This window comes from Methylobacterium sp. ME121 (assembly GCF_000974725.1).
GTDB classification, from domain to species: Bacteria; Pseudomonadota; Alphaproteobacteria; order Rhizobiales; family Beijerinckiaceae; genus Methylobacterium; species Methylobacterium radiotolerans.
This window is the reverse complement of sequence record NZ_BBUX01000055.1, coordinates 12,762-27,867: the sequence shown is the minus strand read 5'-3', so window position 1 is coordinate 27,867 and position 15,106 is coordinate 12,762. Positions and strand designations below refer to the sequence as shown.

Here is a 15,106-nt window from a genome sequence, read left to right as displayed (position 1 = left end):
CGCGGCGCGGCTCAGTCACGCGGCAGGTCCGGGTAGAGCGCCCGCATCAGGTCGGTGGCGGCCTCGGGCGTGCGCGGCCCGAAGCCGAGGAGGTAGAGGCCGTCCATGGCCACCAGCCGGCCCTGCGCCGCCGCCGGCGTCTGGCCGAGGGCCGTGCCGGGGGCGAAGATGCTCTCGGGCCTCGGCGGCTCGGGGCCGTTCTGCATCATCACCACCGCGTCGGGGGCGGCGGCCACGATAGCCTCGTCGGTCATCGGCTTGAAGCCGTCCAGGCCCGCCGCCGCGTTGGCGATGCCCGCCAGGGTCAGGATGCCGTCCGCCGAGGAGCCGGTGCCGCCGACGACGGTCCGGCCGCCCTGGACCGACAGGACGACGAGGGCCCGGGCCGTCCGGGCGATCCGGGCGCGCCGGACCGCGAGGTCGGCGAAACGGGTGCGGACCTCGGCCTCGAGGGTCTCGGCCTCCCGCTCCAGGCCCGCGAGGCGCCCGACCGTCTCGATCTTGTCCAGCACGCCCTCGGGGCTCGGCGGCTCCGTCACCGTCTCGACGCGCAGCCCGGCCTCGCGCAGCTGCGTCAGGACCGCGGGCGGCCCGGCCCCCTCGGCGGCGATGATCAGGTCGGGCTGCTGCGCGAGCAGGCCCTCGGCCGAGAGCGCCCGCAGGTAGCCGACATTCGGCTTCTCGCGCAGCGCCTCGGGCGGGTAGAGGCTGGTCGTGTCGACCGCGACGATCCGGCCGCCGGCGCCGAGGCGGTAGAGGATCTCGGTGACGGCCCCGCCCAGGGCGGCGATGCGGGTGGCCGCCTGCGCGGCGGCGGTGCGCGGAGCGAGCGCCCCGGCCGCGGCGGCGGCCAGGAGGGCGCGGCGCGACAGAAGGCCGGGTGCGCTCATTTGGTCAGGATCAGCTTGTCGCTGGCGGTCACCCGCAGGCGATAGGCGTGGTCGCCGTGGCGGATGACGATCTCGCGGCGCCCCTGCAGGAGGCGCGCGGAGCCGATCTCGCCCGCCACCTCGGACCGCGGAACCGGCTGGGCCGCGCCGGGCCCGGCGCAGGTGCCGGCCGGAACGCCGCGCTGCCCTTCTCTTTCGGCACACAACATGGACCGATCGCTCCAGATCTGTTCTTTGTAAATTTTCAAATGAGAGAATGGTATCGACAGAAAGGCAGCGTAACGGCAATTGATCGCGGGCGCCACCCCGCCGAGAGGTGGCGGTTTTACTTGAGACATCAGCGGTGAAAAGCGGGCGATATCGCTGTTCGGCCACGGAGATCGTCGCGCGCGCGCCCGCGGCCGATTCCGAGAGGCGGACATTGGTACAGACGGCGTCCGCAGCGCAGGCGGATCGCGCGACGGCGCGGCCGGCCGCACGGCTCCATCGAGGTGCCCGCCGCGCGGCCGCGACGCCTCTCCCGGGCCCGGGCATGGCGCGGGCCGGATCGCCGGCCCGAGGATCGCCGGCCCGACGCCGCTGTTGGATCGATCGATGCGCCGCCGGGCTCGCCGGTCCCGGACACGGCGCCGGATAACGGGCCGCCTCAGGCGGCCGCCGCCGCTCCGTTCTGGGGAAACCGGAACGCCACCAGGGTCATGTCGTCCCGCCGGGTCTCGGCGCCGCGATAGGCGTCGAGGTCGGCCTCGAGGGCGGCGGCCTGGGCGGCGAGGGGCAGGTCGGCGTGGCGCAGGAGGCTGTCGGCCACGCCGCGCTGGCCGAGGAGCCGCGGCGCCCGGTCCGGCGCCGCGCGGCCCATCTGATCGGTGATGCCGTCCGTCATCAGGTAGAAGGTGGCGCCCGCCACCGGAACGGCGATGTCCGCGATGACGTCCTCCCGCTGGCCCGCCCGGGCGGGGCGCGGGTAGCCGAGACCCCGGCGGCCGCCGCGGACGCGCTCGGCCACGCCGTCCCGGACCACCGTGAGCGACAGGCCGGCGCCGGCGAAGTGCAGGGTTCCGGCCGCGCGGTCCCAGACGCACAGGCCGCAATCGAGCCCGTCATCCGATTCGGCGCCGCGGCCGTCCTGTCGGAGCTGCGTGCGGACCATCGCGTCGAGTCCGGCGAGGATCGCGGCCGGCGCGCGCAGGCCGCCCTCGTGCAGCAGCCGGTCGAGGGCGGTCGCGACGATCAGGGTCAGGAACGCGCCGGGCACGCCGTGGCCGGTGCAGTCGGCCACGGCGATCACGCAGAGGCCGTCGATCTCCTCCAGCCAGAAATAGTCGCCGCCGACGACGTGGAGCGGTTCCCACAGCACCGCGACCTCGACCCCGGCGCCCGCCAGGGCGTTCCGGTCCGGCAGCACCGAATCCTGGATGCGCCGGGCGTAGCCGATGCTCTCGATCACTTGGCGGTTGGCGCGCTCCAGCCTGTCGTGGGCCTGCTCCAGCTCGACGAGGAGCTGCTTGGCGGCGTCGCCGCTCCGCAGGCCCTCGACCATGCGGTTGAAGGCCTGGCTGATGACGTCGATCTCGTTGCTCGGCCGGTAGGCGCCCCCGAGGTCCACGGTCGTCCAGCGCTTGTGCTCGATCTCCCGCATCGCGAGCAGCAGCCGCATCAGCGGCGCCATGACGTGGCGGCGCACGGTGGCGTGCAGGGTGATCACGAAGGCGATCATCAGCCCGACGCTGGCGCCGAGGGCGAGCATCACCTGCCACGCCGCGTTGTCCCGCAGCGCCTTCGTGGAGACCGTGACGGTCAGGCTGCCCGCCGGGCCGGCGCGGCCGGGCACCGACAGGTCGGCCTGGGCCGAGAGGGTGGACCAGCCCCGCGCCGGAGGCGCCGCGCCCGCTGACCCGACGACGTGGCCCGCGGCGTCGCGCAGGACGGCGTGGGCGAAATCGGGCTCGGCGGCCAGGGCCTTGAGCGGGCCGTCGTAGGCGTCCGGGTCGCGCGCCCAGTCGGGCCGCGCGATCGCCGCGGCGGTGAGCCGGGCGAGGAGATGCGCCCGGTCGCCGTACAGGCGGAGCTGGTCGGTGTAGGTCACCCAGGCGATCCCGAGCTGGGTCAGCAGCAGGAGGGCGCCGATCACCGGGTAGATGCGCAGGAACAGGGTGTGGGACAGGCTGTCGAGGTCGCGGCCCCGGGCCGCCCCGCGCAGGGCGCCGGGCTTCATCAGCTCGTCCGCGGGCGCCCCCGCGGCCAGCACGTCGGCGAAGCCGCGCTTCGACAGGGGGTCGCCCCGGCGGATCGGGCCGGCCCCGCGCAGGCCGCCCGCGCGCCCGGCGCCGCCGGCGGCCGGGACGGGGTCGATGTCGGCGAAGCCGAGCTGCGCCAGGGCGTCGCCGGTCCGCAGCGGTCTCGCGCCGCGGATCCCCCCGACGGGACGCGGGCTGTCCAGGGCCGTGTCAGGTCCGCTCACGCGACGTCACTCCGTGTCACAGCGGTTGCGCGCATGCGCCGGGCGGCACCTCAGGTCAGGGACGCGCCCGGCTCCGCCGCGCAGCGCACGCAGTCGCGGCCGGCGTGCTTGGCGGCGTAGAGCGCCGCGTCGGCCCGCCGGAGCGTCGCCGACATCGACTCGCTCGGGCCGAACGCCGCGAGGCCGATGCTCACCGAGATCGGCAGCGGCCCGTGCTCCAGGCGCACGGGCCGCTGCGCCACCGCGCGGCGGAGCTGCTCCGCGATGGCCTGCGCCTCGGCCAGCACGGTGCCGGTGACGAGGATGGCGAATTCCTCGCCGCCCATGCGGCCGATCACGTCGACCGCGCGCAGGCTGTCGCGGCAGGTCTCGACGAAGGCCTTGAGGACCGTGTCGCCGGCGCTGTGGCCGTAGCGGTCGTTGATCTGCTTGAAGCGGTCGAGGTCGAGCATCAGCACGCTGGAGGGCGTGTCGCCCGACTGGGTCCGGGCCCAGACCTCCTCGCAGATCTGCAGGAAGCGGCGGCGGGACAGGGCGTCGGTGAGGTGGTCGGTGTCGGCGAGGCGGCGGAGCTCGGCCTCGAGGCGCGCCCGGTGCTCGATCTCCGCCGAGAGGGCGTCGTTGAGGTGGCGCAGGGCGCGCTGCTGCTCGGCGAGCCGCTGGTTGGCCCGGTGCAGGTCGAGCTGCATCCGGTCGCTCAGCCGCACCAGCCGGCGCTGCTCGTGGTAGCTGCGCCGGTAGGCGCCGGCGAGCTCCCGCACCCCGTCGCCGACCTCGGCGAGGCGGGCCAGCATCACCTCGGACCGGCCGAGGACGGCCTCCTCGGTGTCGAACAGGCTGAAGGCGTCCGCCGGCTCGGACAGGAGATCGTGGGCCGGCGCCCGGTGCGGGCTCACGCGGGGACGCTCGCGATCATCTCGAACCGGGCATGCGCGAAATCGGCCGCGAAATCCTCGCCGGCCTCCTGGATCACGTCGTCGTCGGCGCCGAACATCCAGCGGATCGTCACCGGGCGCCCCTCGGCGGCGGCGTCCTCCAGGGGCATGAACAGGTTCATCAGCGCCTTGGCGCTCGACGAGTTGAAGTAGGCGAGCGCGACGTCGAAGGTGATCGGGCTCGCCTCGGTCGCCGCGAGGTGGCCGCGCAGGGCCTGCAGCAGCGGGCCGAAGAACGCGGCGGCGTCCTCCGGGTAGGATTCGCCGCGCAGGACGAGCCGCCCCGACGCGAAGTCGAAATCGACCTCGGGCGAGCGCTCGGTCCGGGGCAGCGTGATGCGGTCCATGTCCGTGCGATCCTCAGATGAAGGCCTTGAGGCAGAACAGGCTGCGCTCCGCGCCCAGATCCTGGAAGTCGTATTCGACAGGGGCGCTCGACCGGCGGGCGATCTCGATCAGTCCGATGCTCCCGCCGAGGCTGCCCTCGTCCGGCGGCTGGCGCAGCTTCTCGCGGTAGACCTTCTTGAGTTCGTCGCTCGACAGGGTGGCGATCTCGTCGAGCCGCTCGCGCAGCCGCGGGACCTCGGTCTTGCCGACCTCGTTGCCGCAGACCACGAAGAACCGGCCCGCCTCGGTGCCGACCGCGATCATGCCGGCGCTGACCCGGGCGGGTCCCGGCGGCTCGGCGGGCGCGACCTTGTCGGCCGAGTAGCGGATCACGTTCTGGGCCTGCTCGACGAAGATCGAGAAGACGCGCTTGGCGACGGCGGCGTCGGTCTCCTCGTGCCGCATGCGCAGCTTCAGCACTTCCCCGAGCGAGAACAGGATGTTCTCCGACAGATCTCCGCCGAACGACAGGATCACGCCGCTGCGCTTCGACGCCTCGTGGAAGGATCTGAAATCGCTCGCGCGCAAGGAAGCCTCTCGACCGCTTCGTCGCGGCAACACACCGCGTGTGTGGCGCCCACATTAATGCGGGAATAATCAAAGCTTTCTTACCGGTACTGACCGGTTTCTGGGCAAGATTGCTCGTATAGTGAGCACGACAGCAAGCTTTACGCTGGATCCCGTCGCCGACCGCGCCTGTGAGCTTCGGGGCCGCCGGCCTCAGGCGGCCGCGCCCCGGAGGCTGCCCGCGTCCCAGTCGGCGCCCCAGTCCTGCACGACGTGGCCGGGCGCGACTTCCCGGTAGAGGCGCTCCGGCGCCACGTAGTCGGGGGCCCGGATCGGGCTGCGGATCTCGTCGTCCGGCAGGGCGTGGCGCGCGCCGCGCCGGGCCGGGTCCGGGACCGGCACGGCGGCCAGCAGCTTCTTGGTGTAGGGGTGCTGCGGGTTGCCGAAGATTGCGGCCCGGGGGCCGATCTCCACGATCTCGCCGAGATACATCACCGCCACCCGGTGGCTCACCCGCTCCACCACCGCCATGTCGTGCGAGATGAACAGGTAGGCGAGGCCGAGTTCCGCCTGGAGATCGAGCATCAGGTTCACGACCTGCGCCTTCACCGAGACGTCGAGGGCCGAGACCGCCTCGTCGGCGACGATCAGGCGGGGGTTCAGGGCGAGCGCCCGGGCGATGCAGATGCGCTGGCGCTGGCCGCCGGAGAACTCGTGCGGGAAGCGCCCGGCGGTCTCCGGGGGCAGCCCGACCCGGGCCAGCAGGTCCTCGGCGCGCCGCCGGGCCTCGCGGGGCGTCGCGAGGCGGTTGATCAGCAGCGGCTCCGCCACCGCCGCGCCGACGCTCAGGCGCGGGTCGAGGCTGGCGAACGGGTCCTGGAAGATCATCTGCATGCGCTGGCGGCGGGCGCGCAGGGTCTTCGGGTCGAGGCCGGTGACGTCCTCGCCGTCGAGCAGGACCGACCCAGAGAGCGGCTCGACGAGGCGCAGGATGGAGCGGCCGGTGGTGGACTTGCCGCAGCCGGACTCGCCGACGAGCGCCAGGGTCTCGCCGGCCGCGAGGCTGAACGAGACCCGCTCCACCGCGTGGACGCGGCCGGTCACGCGGCCGAGGAGGCCGGAGCGGATGTCGAACCGGGTGGTCAGGTCGCGCACCTCCAGCACCGGGCGCTCGGCGGCCCTGACGGTGTCGGGGGTCTCGGGCGTCGGCGCCGCCAGCCCGGTGGCCCGGTCGACCACCGGGAAGCGCATCGGGCGGGGGCGGCCCGCCATGGTCCCGAGGCGCGGGACCGCGGCGAGCAGCGCCCGCGTGTAGGGCTCGGCGGGGGCGTCGAAGATCCGCGCGGTCGGGCCGGCCTCCACGGCGCGGCCCCGGTACATCACCACGGTGCGGTCGGCGATCTCGGCGACCACGCCCATGTCGTGGGTGATGAACAGGACCGACATGCCCTCCTCGTCCTGCAGGCTCTTGATCAGGTCGAGGATCTGGGCCTGGATCGTGACGTCGAGGGCCGTGGTCGGCTCGTCGGCGATGAGGAGCTTCGGCCGGCAGGCGAGCGCCATGGCGATCATCACCCGCTGGCGCATGCCGCCCGAGAAGCGGTGCGGGTACTCGTGCAGGCGCGACCGGGCGGCCGGGATCCGGACCTTGTCGAGGAGCCGCAGCGCCTCCGCCTCGGCGGCGGACCGCGACAGGCCCCGGTGCCGGATCAGCGCCTCGGCGATCTGGAAGCCGATCGTCAGGACCGGGTTCAGGGAGGTCATCGGCTCCTGGAAGATCATGGCGATGGAATCGCCGCGCACCCGGCGCATCTCGGCCTCGGGGGCGGCGAGCAGCTCGCGGCCCGCGAAGCGCACGCGCCCGCCGATGCGGCTCGCGTCCCGCGGCAGGAGGCGCAGGATCGACAGGGCGCTGACGCTCTTGCCGGAGCCGGATTCGCCGACGAGGGCCACGGTCTCGCGCGGGCCCACGTCGAACGAGACGCCGTGCACGACCTCGCGCCAGCGCCCGTCCGAGCGGAAGGAGACGGTGAGGTCGGAAACCGAGAGGATCGGGTCCACCGGATCTGCCATCGCTAGAGAACCCGCCGCGGGTCGAGGGCGTCGCGCAGGCCGTCGCCGATGAAGTTGATCGACAGCACGGTCAGGAAGATCGCGCCCCCCGGGAACAGCGCCCAGTGGGGCGCGACGTCGAGGTGGTCCTTGGCGTCGAACAGCAGCCGCCCCCAGGTCGGGATGTCGGGCGGGAAGCCGAGCCCCAGGAAGGACAGGGTCGATTCCGCGATGATCGCGGACGAGACCTCGATCGAGGCCGCCACGATCACCGGCCCCAGCGCGTTCGGCAGGATGTGGCGGCGCACGAGGTGCCCGGTCGTCGCGCCCTGCGAGCGGGCCGCCTCCACGAACTCCTTCTCGCGCAGGCTCAGGAACTGCGCCCGCACCAGCCGGGCGACCGGCATCCAGCGCAGGCCCCCGATCACCGCGACGATCATCAGGAACACGCCGCCCTGGCTGCCGAACACGGCCTTCAGGCTGTCGCGGAACAGGTAGATCACGAGGAGCAGCAGCGGCAGCTGCGGCAGCGACAGGAACAGGTCGGTCAGCCACATCAGCACCGGGTCGAGGAACCGGCGCGACATGCCGGCGAGCGCGCCGACCAGCACGCCGATCAGGCTCGCCACCGCCATGGCGGCGAAGCCGACCGCGAGCGAGATCCGCCCGCCGTAGATCATCCGGGCGAGCAGGTCCTGGCCGAGATCGTCGGTGCCGAACGGGTGGTCCCAGGACGGACCCTGGAGCTGGGCCGCGAAGTCGATGTCGTCGATGGCGACCGGCCAGAGCAGGCCGCCGAACACCACGCCGGCGACCAGGAGCGCCAGCACGCCGACGCTGGCGAGCGCCAGCCGGTGCCGCCGGAAGCGCCGCCACGTCTCCCGCCCCGGCGAGGCCGGCGCGCGGGCGACGGGCACCGCCTCATCGGAGGGCGATGCGAGGGTCGAGCCAGCCATAGAGCAGGTCCGCGACGAGGTTGAACAGGATGACGAGGCCGGCGAACACGAAGGTCACGGCCATCACCACCGGTGTGTCGTTGGCCAGCATGGCGTCGATCAGCAGCGAGCCGATGCCGGGAATCCGGAAGATCTGCTCGGTGACGATGGCGCCGCCGAATACCGCCGGGATCTGGAGGGCGACGAGCGTCACCACCGGGATCAGGGCGTTGCGGGCGATGTGCCGGCGGGTCACCGTGCCCTCGGTCAGGCCCTTGGCCCGGGCCGTGGTGACGTAGTCGAGGCGGGCGACGTCCAGCGCCGAGGCGCGGACGTAGCGGGTGTAGGAGGCGGCCTGGAAGAATCCCAGCACCGCCACCGGCATGATCGCCTGCCGGACATTCGCCCAGATCCAGGGCAGGCCGGAGCCCGGCAGGTCGGCCTGGTAGACGAAGGGCAGCCAGCCGAGCTTGATCGAGAACAGCAGGATGAACAGCAGTCCGGTGAAGAAGGTCGGCAGCGAGAAGCCCACGAAGGCCAGCGTGTTGGCGACCTGGTCGGCGAGCGAGTAGGGCCGGCGCGCCGCGGTGAGGCCCACCGGGATCGCGATCAGCAGCGCCAGGACCTGGGAGGAGCCGACCACGAACAGGGTCGTCGGCAGCCGCTGCAGGATCAGCGTGTCGACGTTCACCCGGCTCGCGAAGGAGAAGCCCCAGTCGCCCTGCAGCATGGCGGTGAGCCAGTGCAGGTAGCGGGTGAGGATCGGGTCATCGAGGCCGAACTTCACCCGCAGGGCCGCCCGCACCTCCGGGGGCACGTTCGGGTTGCTGGCGAGCTCGCCGAACGGGTCGCCCGGCGCGAGCGCCAGGACGGTGAACAGGATCAGGCTGATGCCGAGCAGGCTCGGGATCGCGATCAGGAGGCGTCGCAGGATGTAGGCGCCCATGGCGCTCAGGCTCCCGCTCAGGCCTCCCTGTACCAGTCGGGCAGGAACGACAGGTCGTTGTCCCAGCCGCTGCGGGGCGCCGTGAGCGTGGCGCCCACCGCCGAGACCTCGGCGCGGTGGATCAGCGGCAGCACGTTCTCGGACACCGCGAGGTCGTTGCAGGTGATCAGGAGCGCCGCGCGCTTGACCGGGTCGAGCTCGCTCTGGGCGGCGTTGTAGGCCTTGTCGTAGGCGTCGTTGCGCCAGCGCACGACGTTGCGGCCCTGCCACTTGTTGGCCTTCTGGGCCACCTCCCAGGAGGCGTACATCAGCAGCCAGATCGCCGGATCGGCCTGCGTCATGCTGTAGGCGTACATCTCCATGTCGGCGTAGAAATGCGTGCAGGTGTCGGGGTTCGCCGGGTCGGAGGAGAAGAACACCGAGCCGGTCACCGATTTCAGCTCGATCTCGATGCCGGCCTTGGCGGCCGCCTGCTTGATGATCGCCTGGGTCTTCTGGCGCGGCGCGTTGATCGAGGTCTGGAAGACGAGCTTCAGCTTCTTGCCGTCCTTGGCGCGGATGCCGTCGGAGCCCTTCTTCCAGCCGGCCTCGTCGAGGAGCGCGTTGGCCTTGGCCGGGTCGAAGGCGAAGCTCGTGTTCTTGGAGACGAAGCGCTCCGGGCCGTTGACCGTGTTGGCGGTGGGCTTGCCGGTGCGGCCGTAGATGTAGGTCTGGATCGACTTGCGGTCGATCAGCAGGTTCATCGCCTGGCACACCTTCGGGTCGGAGAAGGCGGGGTGCTTCGTCGTGATCGAGGCGCGCTCGCCGTCGACCTCGACGTTCGGGTCGGTGGCGTTGAGGAGCAGGAACTCGAGCTTGCCGCCGTAGACCACGTCGACCCGGCCCTTGCCGCCGGTCTCCAGGCGCTTGAGCACCTCGTCCTCGATCAGCATGTTCCAGGCGTAGTCGTACTCGCCGGTCTGGAGCACCGCGCGGGCGGCCGAGACCGCGTCGCCCCCGCCCTTCATCTCGACCGTGTCGAAGTAGGGCCGGTTCGGCAGGTGGTAGTCCGGGTTGCGCTCGCCGCGGACGATGTCGCCGGGCCGGAACTCCACGAACCGGTACGGGCCGGTGCCCACGGGGGCGAGGTTCTGCGGCGCGTCCCGGGACTTGGCGCCGCTGTACGGGCCGAACAGGTGCTTCGGCAGCACCATCCCGACGATGCCCACGAAGGCGTCGCACCAGTAGGGCGTCGGCTTGTCGAACAGGACCCGGACGCTCAGGTCGTCGACCTTCTCGACCTTGCAATCCTTGTAGGAGCCGGCGGTGACCGCCGCGGTGGCGGGGTCGCGGGCGTATTCCCAGGTGAAGACGAGGTCGTCGGCGGTGAGCGGCTTGCCGTCGTGCCATTTCACGCCGGGCTTGAGCGTCCAGACCACCGAGCGGCCGTCGGCAGCCAGCGCCCCGTTCTCCTTGGAGGGGATCGCGGCGGCCAGAACCGGCACGAGGTTGCCGTCCGGGTCCCAGGCGGCGAGCGGCTCGTAGAAGATCCGCGAGGCGTCCTGGTCCTTGGTGCCGATGGCGAAATGCGGGTTGATCAGGGTCGGCGCCTGCCACCAGAGCAGCTTGAGCGCGCCGCCGCCGCCGGCCTTGGTCGGCTTGTAGCCGGCCCGGATATCGGCCGCCATGGCGACTCCGTTCCCGGCCAGCATCAGACCGGCCATGGGCGCGGTGAGGCCGACGGCCACCATCCGCTGCACGAAGGCGCGCCGCGACAGGCCACCGTCCTTCACCCGCCCGATGAGGCCGCGCAGATCCCGCTCGTCCATGTACGCATCCCGTTTACCGCCGCGAGCGGCACAGCAACATTCCGGTGGCGGCCTTGGCAAGGGGCGGGCCAGTGACGCTTCAACCGAAACGTGTCGAGGGATGCGCGTTGCGCACAGCCGCGTGGCCCCGGCCGTGCATACGATCGGGTGGCCGAAGGGCTCGCCGCGTATCCGACCTTGCGAGCCGAGCGAAGCAATCCAGCAGCGCCACCTTCGGCGGCGTCTCGCAACCCTGGGTCGCTTCGCTGCGCTCGCGATGACGGCGCGGAGCCCGTTATGGTGGCGCGAAGCCGACCAGCAGCCTTCCCGGAGACGACACGATGGATAACCGCAACGCCGTGTGGCGCCACGTCGACGCGCAGTCGGAGCGGCTGATCGCTCTGTCCGAGCGCGTCTGGGGCATGCCGGAGGTCTGCTACACGGAGACGCGGTCCTGCGCCGAGCACGTCGCCGAGCTGCGCCACCAGGGTTTTCGGGTCACGGAAGCGGTCGCCGGCATCCCTACCGCCGTGATGGGCGAGGCCGGAGACGGCGGGCCGGTCATCGCGTTCCTGGGCGAGTACGACGCCCTGCCGGGCCTGTCGCAGGAGGCCGGCGTCGCCGAGCACCGGCCCATCGAGACGGGCGGCCACGGCCACGGCTGCGGGCACAATCTCCTCGGCTCGGCGGCCCTGCTCGCCGCCACGGCGGTCAAGGACTGGCTCGCCGAGACCGGGACGCCCGGCCGCGTGCGCTACTACGGCTGTCCCGCCGAGGAGGGCGGCGCCGCCAAGGCCTTCATGGTCCGCGCCGGTGCCTTCGCGGACGCCGACATCGCGATCTCCTGGCATCCGGCCAGCTTCTGGGAGGTGGCGCCGCCGGTGGCGCTCGCCAACACGAGGGCCGACTTCGTCTTCACCGGGCGCACCGCCCATGCGGCCGCGGCCCCGCATCTCGGGCGCTCGGCGCTGGACGCCGTCGAGCTGATGAGCGTCGGCGTGAACTACATGCGCGAGCACATGCCGTCCGACGCGCGGGTGCACTATGCCTATCTCGACGCCGGCGGCATCGCCCCGAACGTCGTCCAGGCCGGCGCGACGGTGCGCTACTCGATCCGGGCCCGCGACCTGCCGGGCATGCTGGCGCTGGTCGAGCGGGTGAAGAAGATCGCGCAGGGCGCCGCCCTGATGACCGAGACCGCGGTCGAGGTGCGGATCGTCAGCGCGGTGTCGAACCTGCTGGGCAACGATCCCCTGGAGCGGGCGCTGCACGGCGTCATGGAGGAGCTCGGGCCGCCGCATTTCGACGAGGCCGACCGGGACTTCGCCGGGCAGATCCGGGCGACGCTCACCGACGGCGACATCGACGCCGTGTTCCGCGCCATCGGGATGCCGCGCACCGAGGCACCGCTCGCCGATTTCCTCGTCCCCCTGGACGCGCCGCGCAACCCGGCGGTCGGGTCCACCGACGTCGGCGACGTCAGCTGGGTGGTGCCGACCGTCCAGGCCCACGCGCCCACGGTGGCCATCGGCACGCCGTTCCACACCTGGCAGGTGGTGGCGCAGGGCAAGACCCCGGCGGCCCACAAGGCGATGGTGCAGGTCGCCAAGGCGATGGCCGCCACCGGGGCCCGGGCGGTGACCGACGCGGCCCTGCGCGACGCCGCCAAGGCGGACCTCGCCCGCCGGGTCGGCGCGGCGGGCTACGTCTCGCCGCTTCCGCCGGAGGTCGAGCCGCCACTCGGCATGTCGCTGGGGCGCTGACGGGGCCCCGTCTCAGAGCGTCCGGGCGCGCAGAGCCGTCACGACGATCTCGGCCAGGATGACGACGCCGAAGATCGCGGCGAGCACCACGGCGACCTGGTCCCAGTAGAGCAGGTTCAGGGCGGTATCGAGCGCGACGCCGATGCCGCCCGCGCCGACCAGCCCGAGCACAGCGGATTCGCGGATATTGATGTCCCAGCGGAACAGCGCGATCGACCAGAAGGCCGGCTTCACCTGCGGCCAGTAGCCGAGCAGCAGCGTCGACATCCGGCCGGCGCCCGCGGCCTGCAGGGCCTCGATCGAGCCGCGATCGGCCTCCTCCAGCGCCTCGGCGAACAGCTTGCCGGTGAAGCCGACGGAGCGGAGCGCGATCGCGAGGGTCCCGGCCAGCGGCCCCGGACCGAACACCGCCACGAACAGCAGCGCCCAGACCAGGGAGTTCACCGAGCGCGAGGTCACGAACACGAACTTGGCGAACAGGTTCAGCGCGCGGTTGGGCGCGACGTTGCGGGCCGCCATCAGCCCGATCGGCACCGCGATCGCGATGGCGATCAGGGTGCCGAGCGTCGCGATGTGGAGCGTCTCCACCAGCGCCCGCAGCGTCGGGCCGACATAGCCGGCATCCATCGGCCACATCCGGCCGAACAGGTCGGCCAGCTGGTCGGGGGCGTCGTAGAGGAATTCCGGGATCACCTCGATGGTGCGCAGGCTCGCCACGAAGGCCGCCACCGCGCAGAGCGTGAAGGCGAGCCGCGCCAGCCGCTTCCACAGGGGGAAGCGCTGCCAGCGGCGCGGGCCGGCGGAAGCGGGCGCGAGGGCGACGCTCACTGGAACACCTTGCGGGCCCAGCCGGAGACGATCTCGGCCACCATGATCAGGGCGACGATGACGATCAGGATCGCCAGCACCACGTCGAAGTCGAAGCGCTGGTAGGCGGTGAACAGCGTCGCGCCGATGCCGCCGCCGCCGACGATGCCGACCATGGTCGAGTTTCGCAGGTTGGAATCGAGCTGGTAGGTGGCGAAGCCGATGAAGCGCGGCAGCACCTGCGGCTGCACGCCCATGATCAGGGTCGACAGGAAGCCGGCGCCGGTCGCCCGCACGGCCTCGACCTGCTTCAGGGAGATCTCCTCGATCGCCTCGGCGAACAGCTTGGCGATGAAGCCCACCGAGGCGACGATCAGCGCCATGACGCCGGCGAGCGCCCCGAAGCCGATCGCCTTCACGAACAGGATCGCCACGATGATCGGGTGGAACGACCGGCAGAGCGCGATCAGGACGCGGGTCGGCCACGTCACCCAGGGCGGCATCAGGTTGCGGGCCGCCAGGAAGCCGATCGGCAGGGCGACCGCGATGCCGGCCACCGTGGCGATCACGGCGATCTGCAGGCTCTCGACGATCCCCGACTGGATCAGCTCCCAGCGGGAGAAGTTCGGCGGGAACATCCGCGCCAGGAATTGCCGCCCGTGGGCGAGGCCGCCGGCGAAGCGCTCGGGGGAGAAGCCGAGCTGGGTCGCCGCGTAGACCGCGTAGACGGCGAGGAGCGCCCAGCCGGCGCGGGCGGTCCAGTTGGGCCGGAACGCGACGCGGTCGGGGGAAGCGTCCGGGGAGGCCGGGCGGGCGGGCGTGCTCATTCGAGCCAGTTCTCGCCGCCGTAGATGCCGCGCAGGTCGGCCTCGCTCAGCCGGTCCGGCGGCCCGTCATAGACCACGTGCCCGCCCGACATGCCGACGATTCGCGCGGCGAAGCGCTGGGCGAGCGCCACGTTGTGGATGTTGACCACCACCGGCACGCCGCGCTCGGCCGCGAGCCGGGACAGGATCTCCATGATCTCCACGGAGCTCTTCGGGTCGAGGGACGAGGTCGGCTCGTCGGCGAGCACGATCTCGGGCTCCTGCATGATCGCCCGGGCGATGCCGACGCGCTGGCGCTGCCCGCCCGACAGGGCGTCGGCCCGGCGGGTGGCGAAACCCGACAGGCCGACCGCGTCGAGGAGGTCGAAGGCGCGGGCGATGTCCGCCTCGGGGAAGCGCCGCAGCCACGCGCGCCACGCCGGCACGTAGCCGAGGCGGCCGCAGAGCAGGTTCTCCATCACCGAGAGGCGCTCGACCAGGTTGTACTCCTGGAACACCATCCCGATCCGGCGCCGCGCCCGGCGCAGGGCGGGGCCGGAGAGCCGGGCGAGGTCCTCGCCGCGGAACAGGATCTCCCCCGAGGTCGGCTGGACCAGGCGGTTGATGCAGCGGATCAGGGTGCTCTTGCCGGTGCCGGACGGCCCGATGATCGCCGTGAGCCCGGTGCCGGGCACCACGAGGTCGATGCCCTTCAGGACCGGCTGGCCGGGCCGGTACGCCTTGGTCAGCCCGCGGATCACCAGCGCGCGGGGATCCTCCGCCCGGGGTTCGCCGTCGGGTCCGGCCGCCACCGCGCGCGCGGCGCGTCC

14 protein-coding genes are annotated in these 15,106 nt (G+C 72.4%); 1 reads left to right on the top strand and 13 read right to left on the bottom strand.

Features of this window, described 5'->3' with window-relative positions:
• Window positions 1–11 precede the first annotated feature (11 nt).
• The 10 genes from ME121_RS24745 to ME121_RS24700 all read right to left on the bottom strand — a co-directional run bounded on the left by ME121_RS24745 (window position 12) and on the right by ME121_RS24700 (window position 10,921).
• On the bottom strand, window positions 12–890 hold the full coding sequence (locus tag ME121_RS24745) for a heme/hemin ABC transporter substrate-binding protein (RefSeq protein WP_029360040.1): 879 nt from the start codon (window positions 888–890) through the stop codon (window positions 12–14).
• The gene (locus tag ME121_RS24740) at window positions 887–1,099 is read right to left on the bottom strand and encodes a hemin uptake protein HemP (RefSeq protein WP_059409790.1); all 213 of its coding nucleotides are present in this window, start codon (window positions 1,097–1,099) and stop codon (window positions 887–889) included. Before ME121_RS24740 ends, ME121_RS24745 begins: the two co-directional genes overlap by 4 nt.
• 437 nt (window positions 1,100–1,536) lie before the next feature.
• A complete protein-coding gene (locus ME121_RS24735) occupies window positions 1,537–3,351 on the bottom strand; it encodes a SpoIIE family protein phosphatase (RefSeq protein ID WP_089231708.1) in 1,815 nt (604 codons plus the stop codon).
• Window positions 3,352–3,401: 50 nt separating this feature from the next.
• A complete protein-coding gene (locus tag ME121_RS24730) occupies window positions 3,402–4,247 on the bottom strand; it encodes a GGDEF domain-containing protein (protein WP_024828712.1) in 846 nt (281 codons plus the stop codon).
• Window positions 4,244–4,633: a DUF1987 domain-containing protein gene (locus ME121_RS24725; RefSeq protein ID WP_012321503.1), complete on the bottom strand. Its 390-nt coding sequence runs from the start codon at window positions 4,631–4,633 to the stop codon at window positions 4,244–4,246. The genes ME121_RS24730 and ME121_RS24725 overlap by 4 nt, the downstream gene beginning before the upstream one ends.
• Window positions 4,634–4,646: 13 nt before the next feature.
• Entirely contained in the window at window positions 4,647–5,201 is a 555-nt protein-coding gene (locus ME121_RS24720; protein WP_012321502.1) for a SiaB family protein kinase, read from the bottom strand.
• A 192-nt stretch (window positions 5,202–5,393) separates the two neighbouring features.
• Window positions 5,394–7,253, bottom strand: coding sequence for an ABC transporter ATP-binding protein (locus ME121_RS24715; RefSeq protein WP_059409789.1), 1,860 nt, complete (start codon window positions 7,251–7,253; stop codon window positions 5,394–5,396).
• A 2-nt stretch (window positions 7,254–7,255) separates the two neighbouring features.
• Window positions 7,256–8,188, bottom strand: a complete 933-nt coding sequence (locus ME121_RS24710; RefSeq protein ID WP_012321500.1) for an ABC transporter permease — start codon at window positions 8,186–8,188, stop codon at window positions 7,256–7,258.
• A complete protein-coding gene (locus ME121_RS24705) occupies window positions 8,154–9,113 on the bottom strand; it encodes an ABC transporter permease (RefSeq protein WP_012321499.1) in 960 nt (319 codons plus the stop codon). The genes ME121_RS24710 and ME121_RS24705 overlap by 35 nt, the downstream gene beginning before the upstream one ends.
• 17 nt (window positions 9,114–9,130) lie before the next feature.
• Window positions 9,131–10,921, bottom strand: a complete 1,791-nt coding sequence (locus tag ME121_RS24700) for a peptide ABC transporter substrate-binding protein (protein ID WP_059409788.1) — start codon at window positions 10,919–10,921, stop codon at window positions 9,131–9,133.
• A 320-nt stretch (window positions 10,922–11,241) separates the two neighbouring features.
• Here ME121_RS24700 and ME121_RS24695 point away from each other — a divergent pair, with 320 nt between their 5' ends.
• Window positions 11,242–12,663: a M20 family metallopeptidase gene (locus tag ME121_RS24695; protein WP_059409787.1), complete on the top strand. Its 1,422-nt coding sequence runs from the start codon at window positions 11,242–11,244 to the stop codon at window positions 12,661–12,663.
• Window positions 12,664–12,675: 12 nt separating this feature from the next.
• Here ME121_RS24695 and phnE (ME121_RS24690) read toward each other — a convergent pair whose 3' ends face one another.
• From phnE (ME121_RS24690) to phnC, 3 genes are read right to left on the bottom strand one after another with little or no spacing between them, the layout of a single operon-like run.
• Window positions 12,676–13,491 (bottom strand): phosphonate ABC transporter, permease protein PhnE, encoded by an 816-nt coding sequence (gene phnE / locus ME121_RS24690; protein ID WP_012321496.1) that lies wholly within the window; start codon window positions 13,489–13,491, stop codon window positions 12,676–12,678.
• Window positions 13,488–14,297: a phosphonate ABC transporter, permease protein PhnE gene (phnE, locus tag ME121_RS24685; RefSeq protein ID WP_012321495.1), complete on the bottom strand. Its 810-nt coding sequence runs from the start codon at window positions 14,295–14,297 to the stop codon at window positions 13,488–13,490. Before phnE (ME121_RS24685) ends, phnE (ME121_RS24690) begins: the two co-directional genes overlap by 4 nt.
• Entirely contained in the window at window positions 14,294–15,088 is a 795-nt protein-coding gene (gene phnC, locus ME121_RS24680) for a phosphonate ABC transporter ATP-binding protein (protein ID WP_029360045.1), read from the bottom strand. The genes phnE (ME121_RS24685) and phnC overlap by 4 nt, the downstream gene beginning before the upstream one ends.
• Window positions 15,089–15,106 lie beyond the last annotated feature (18 nt).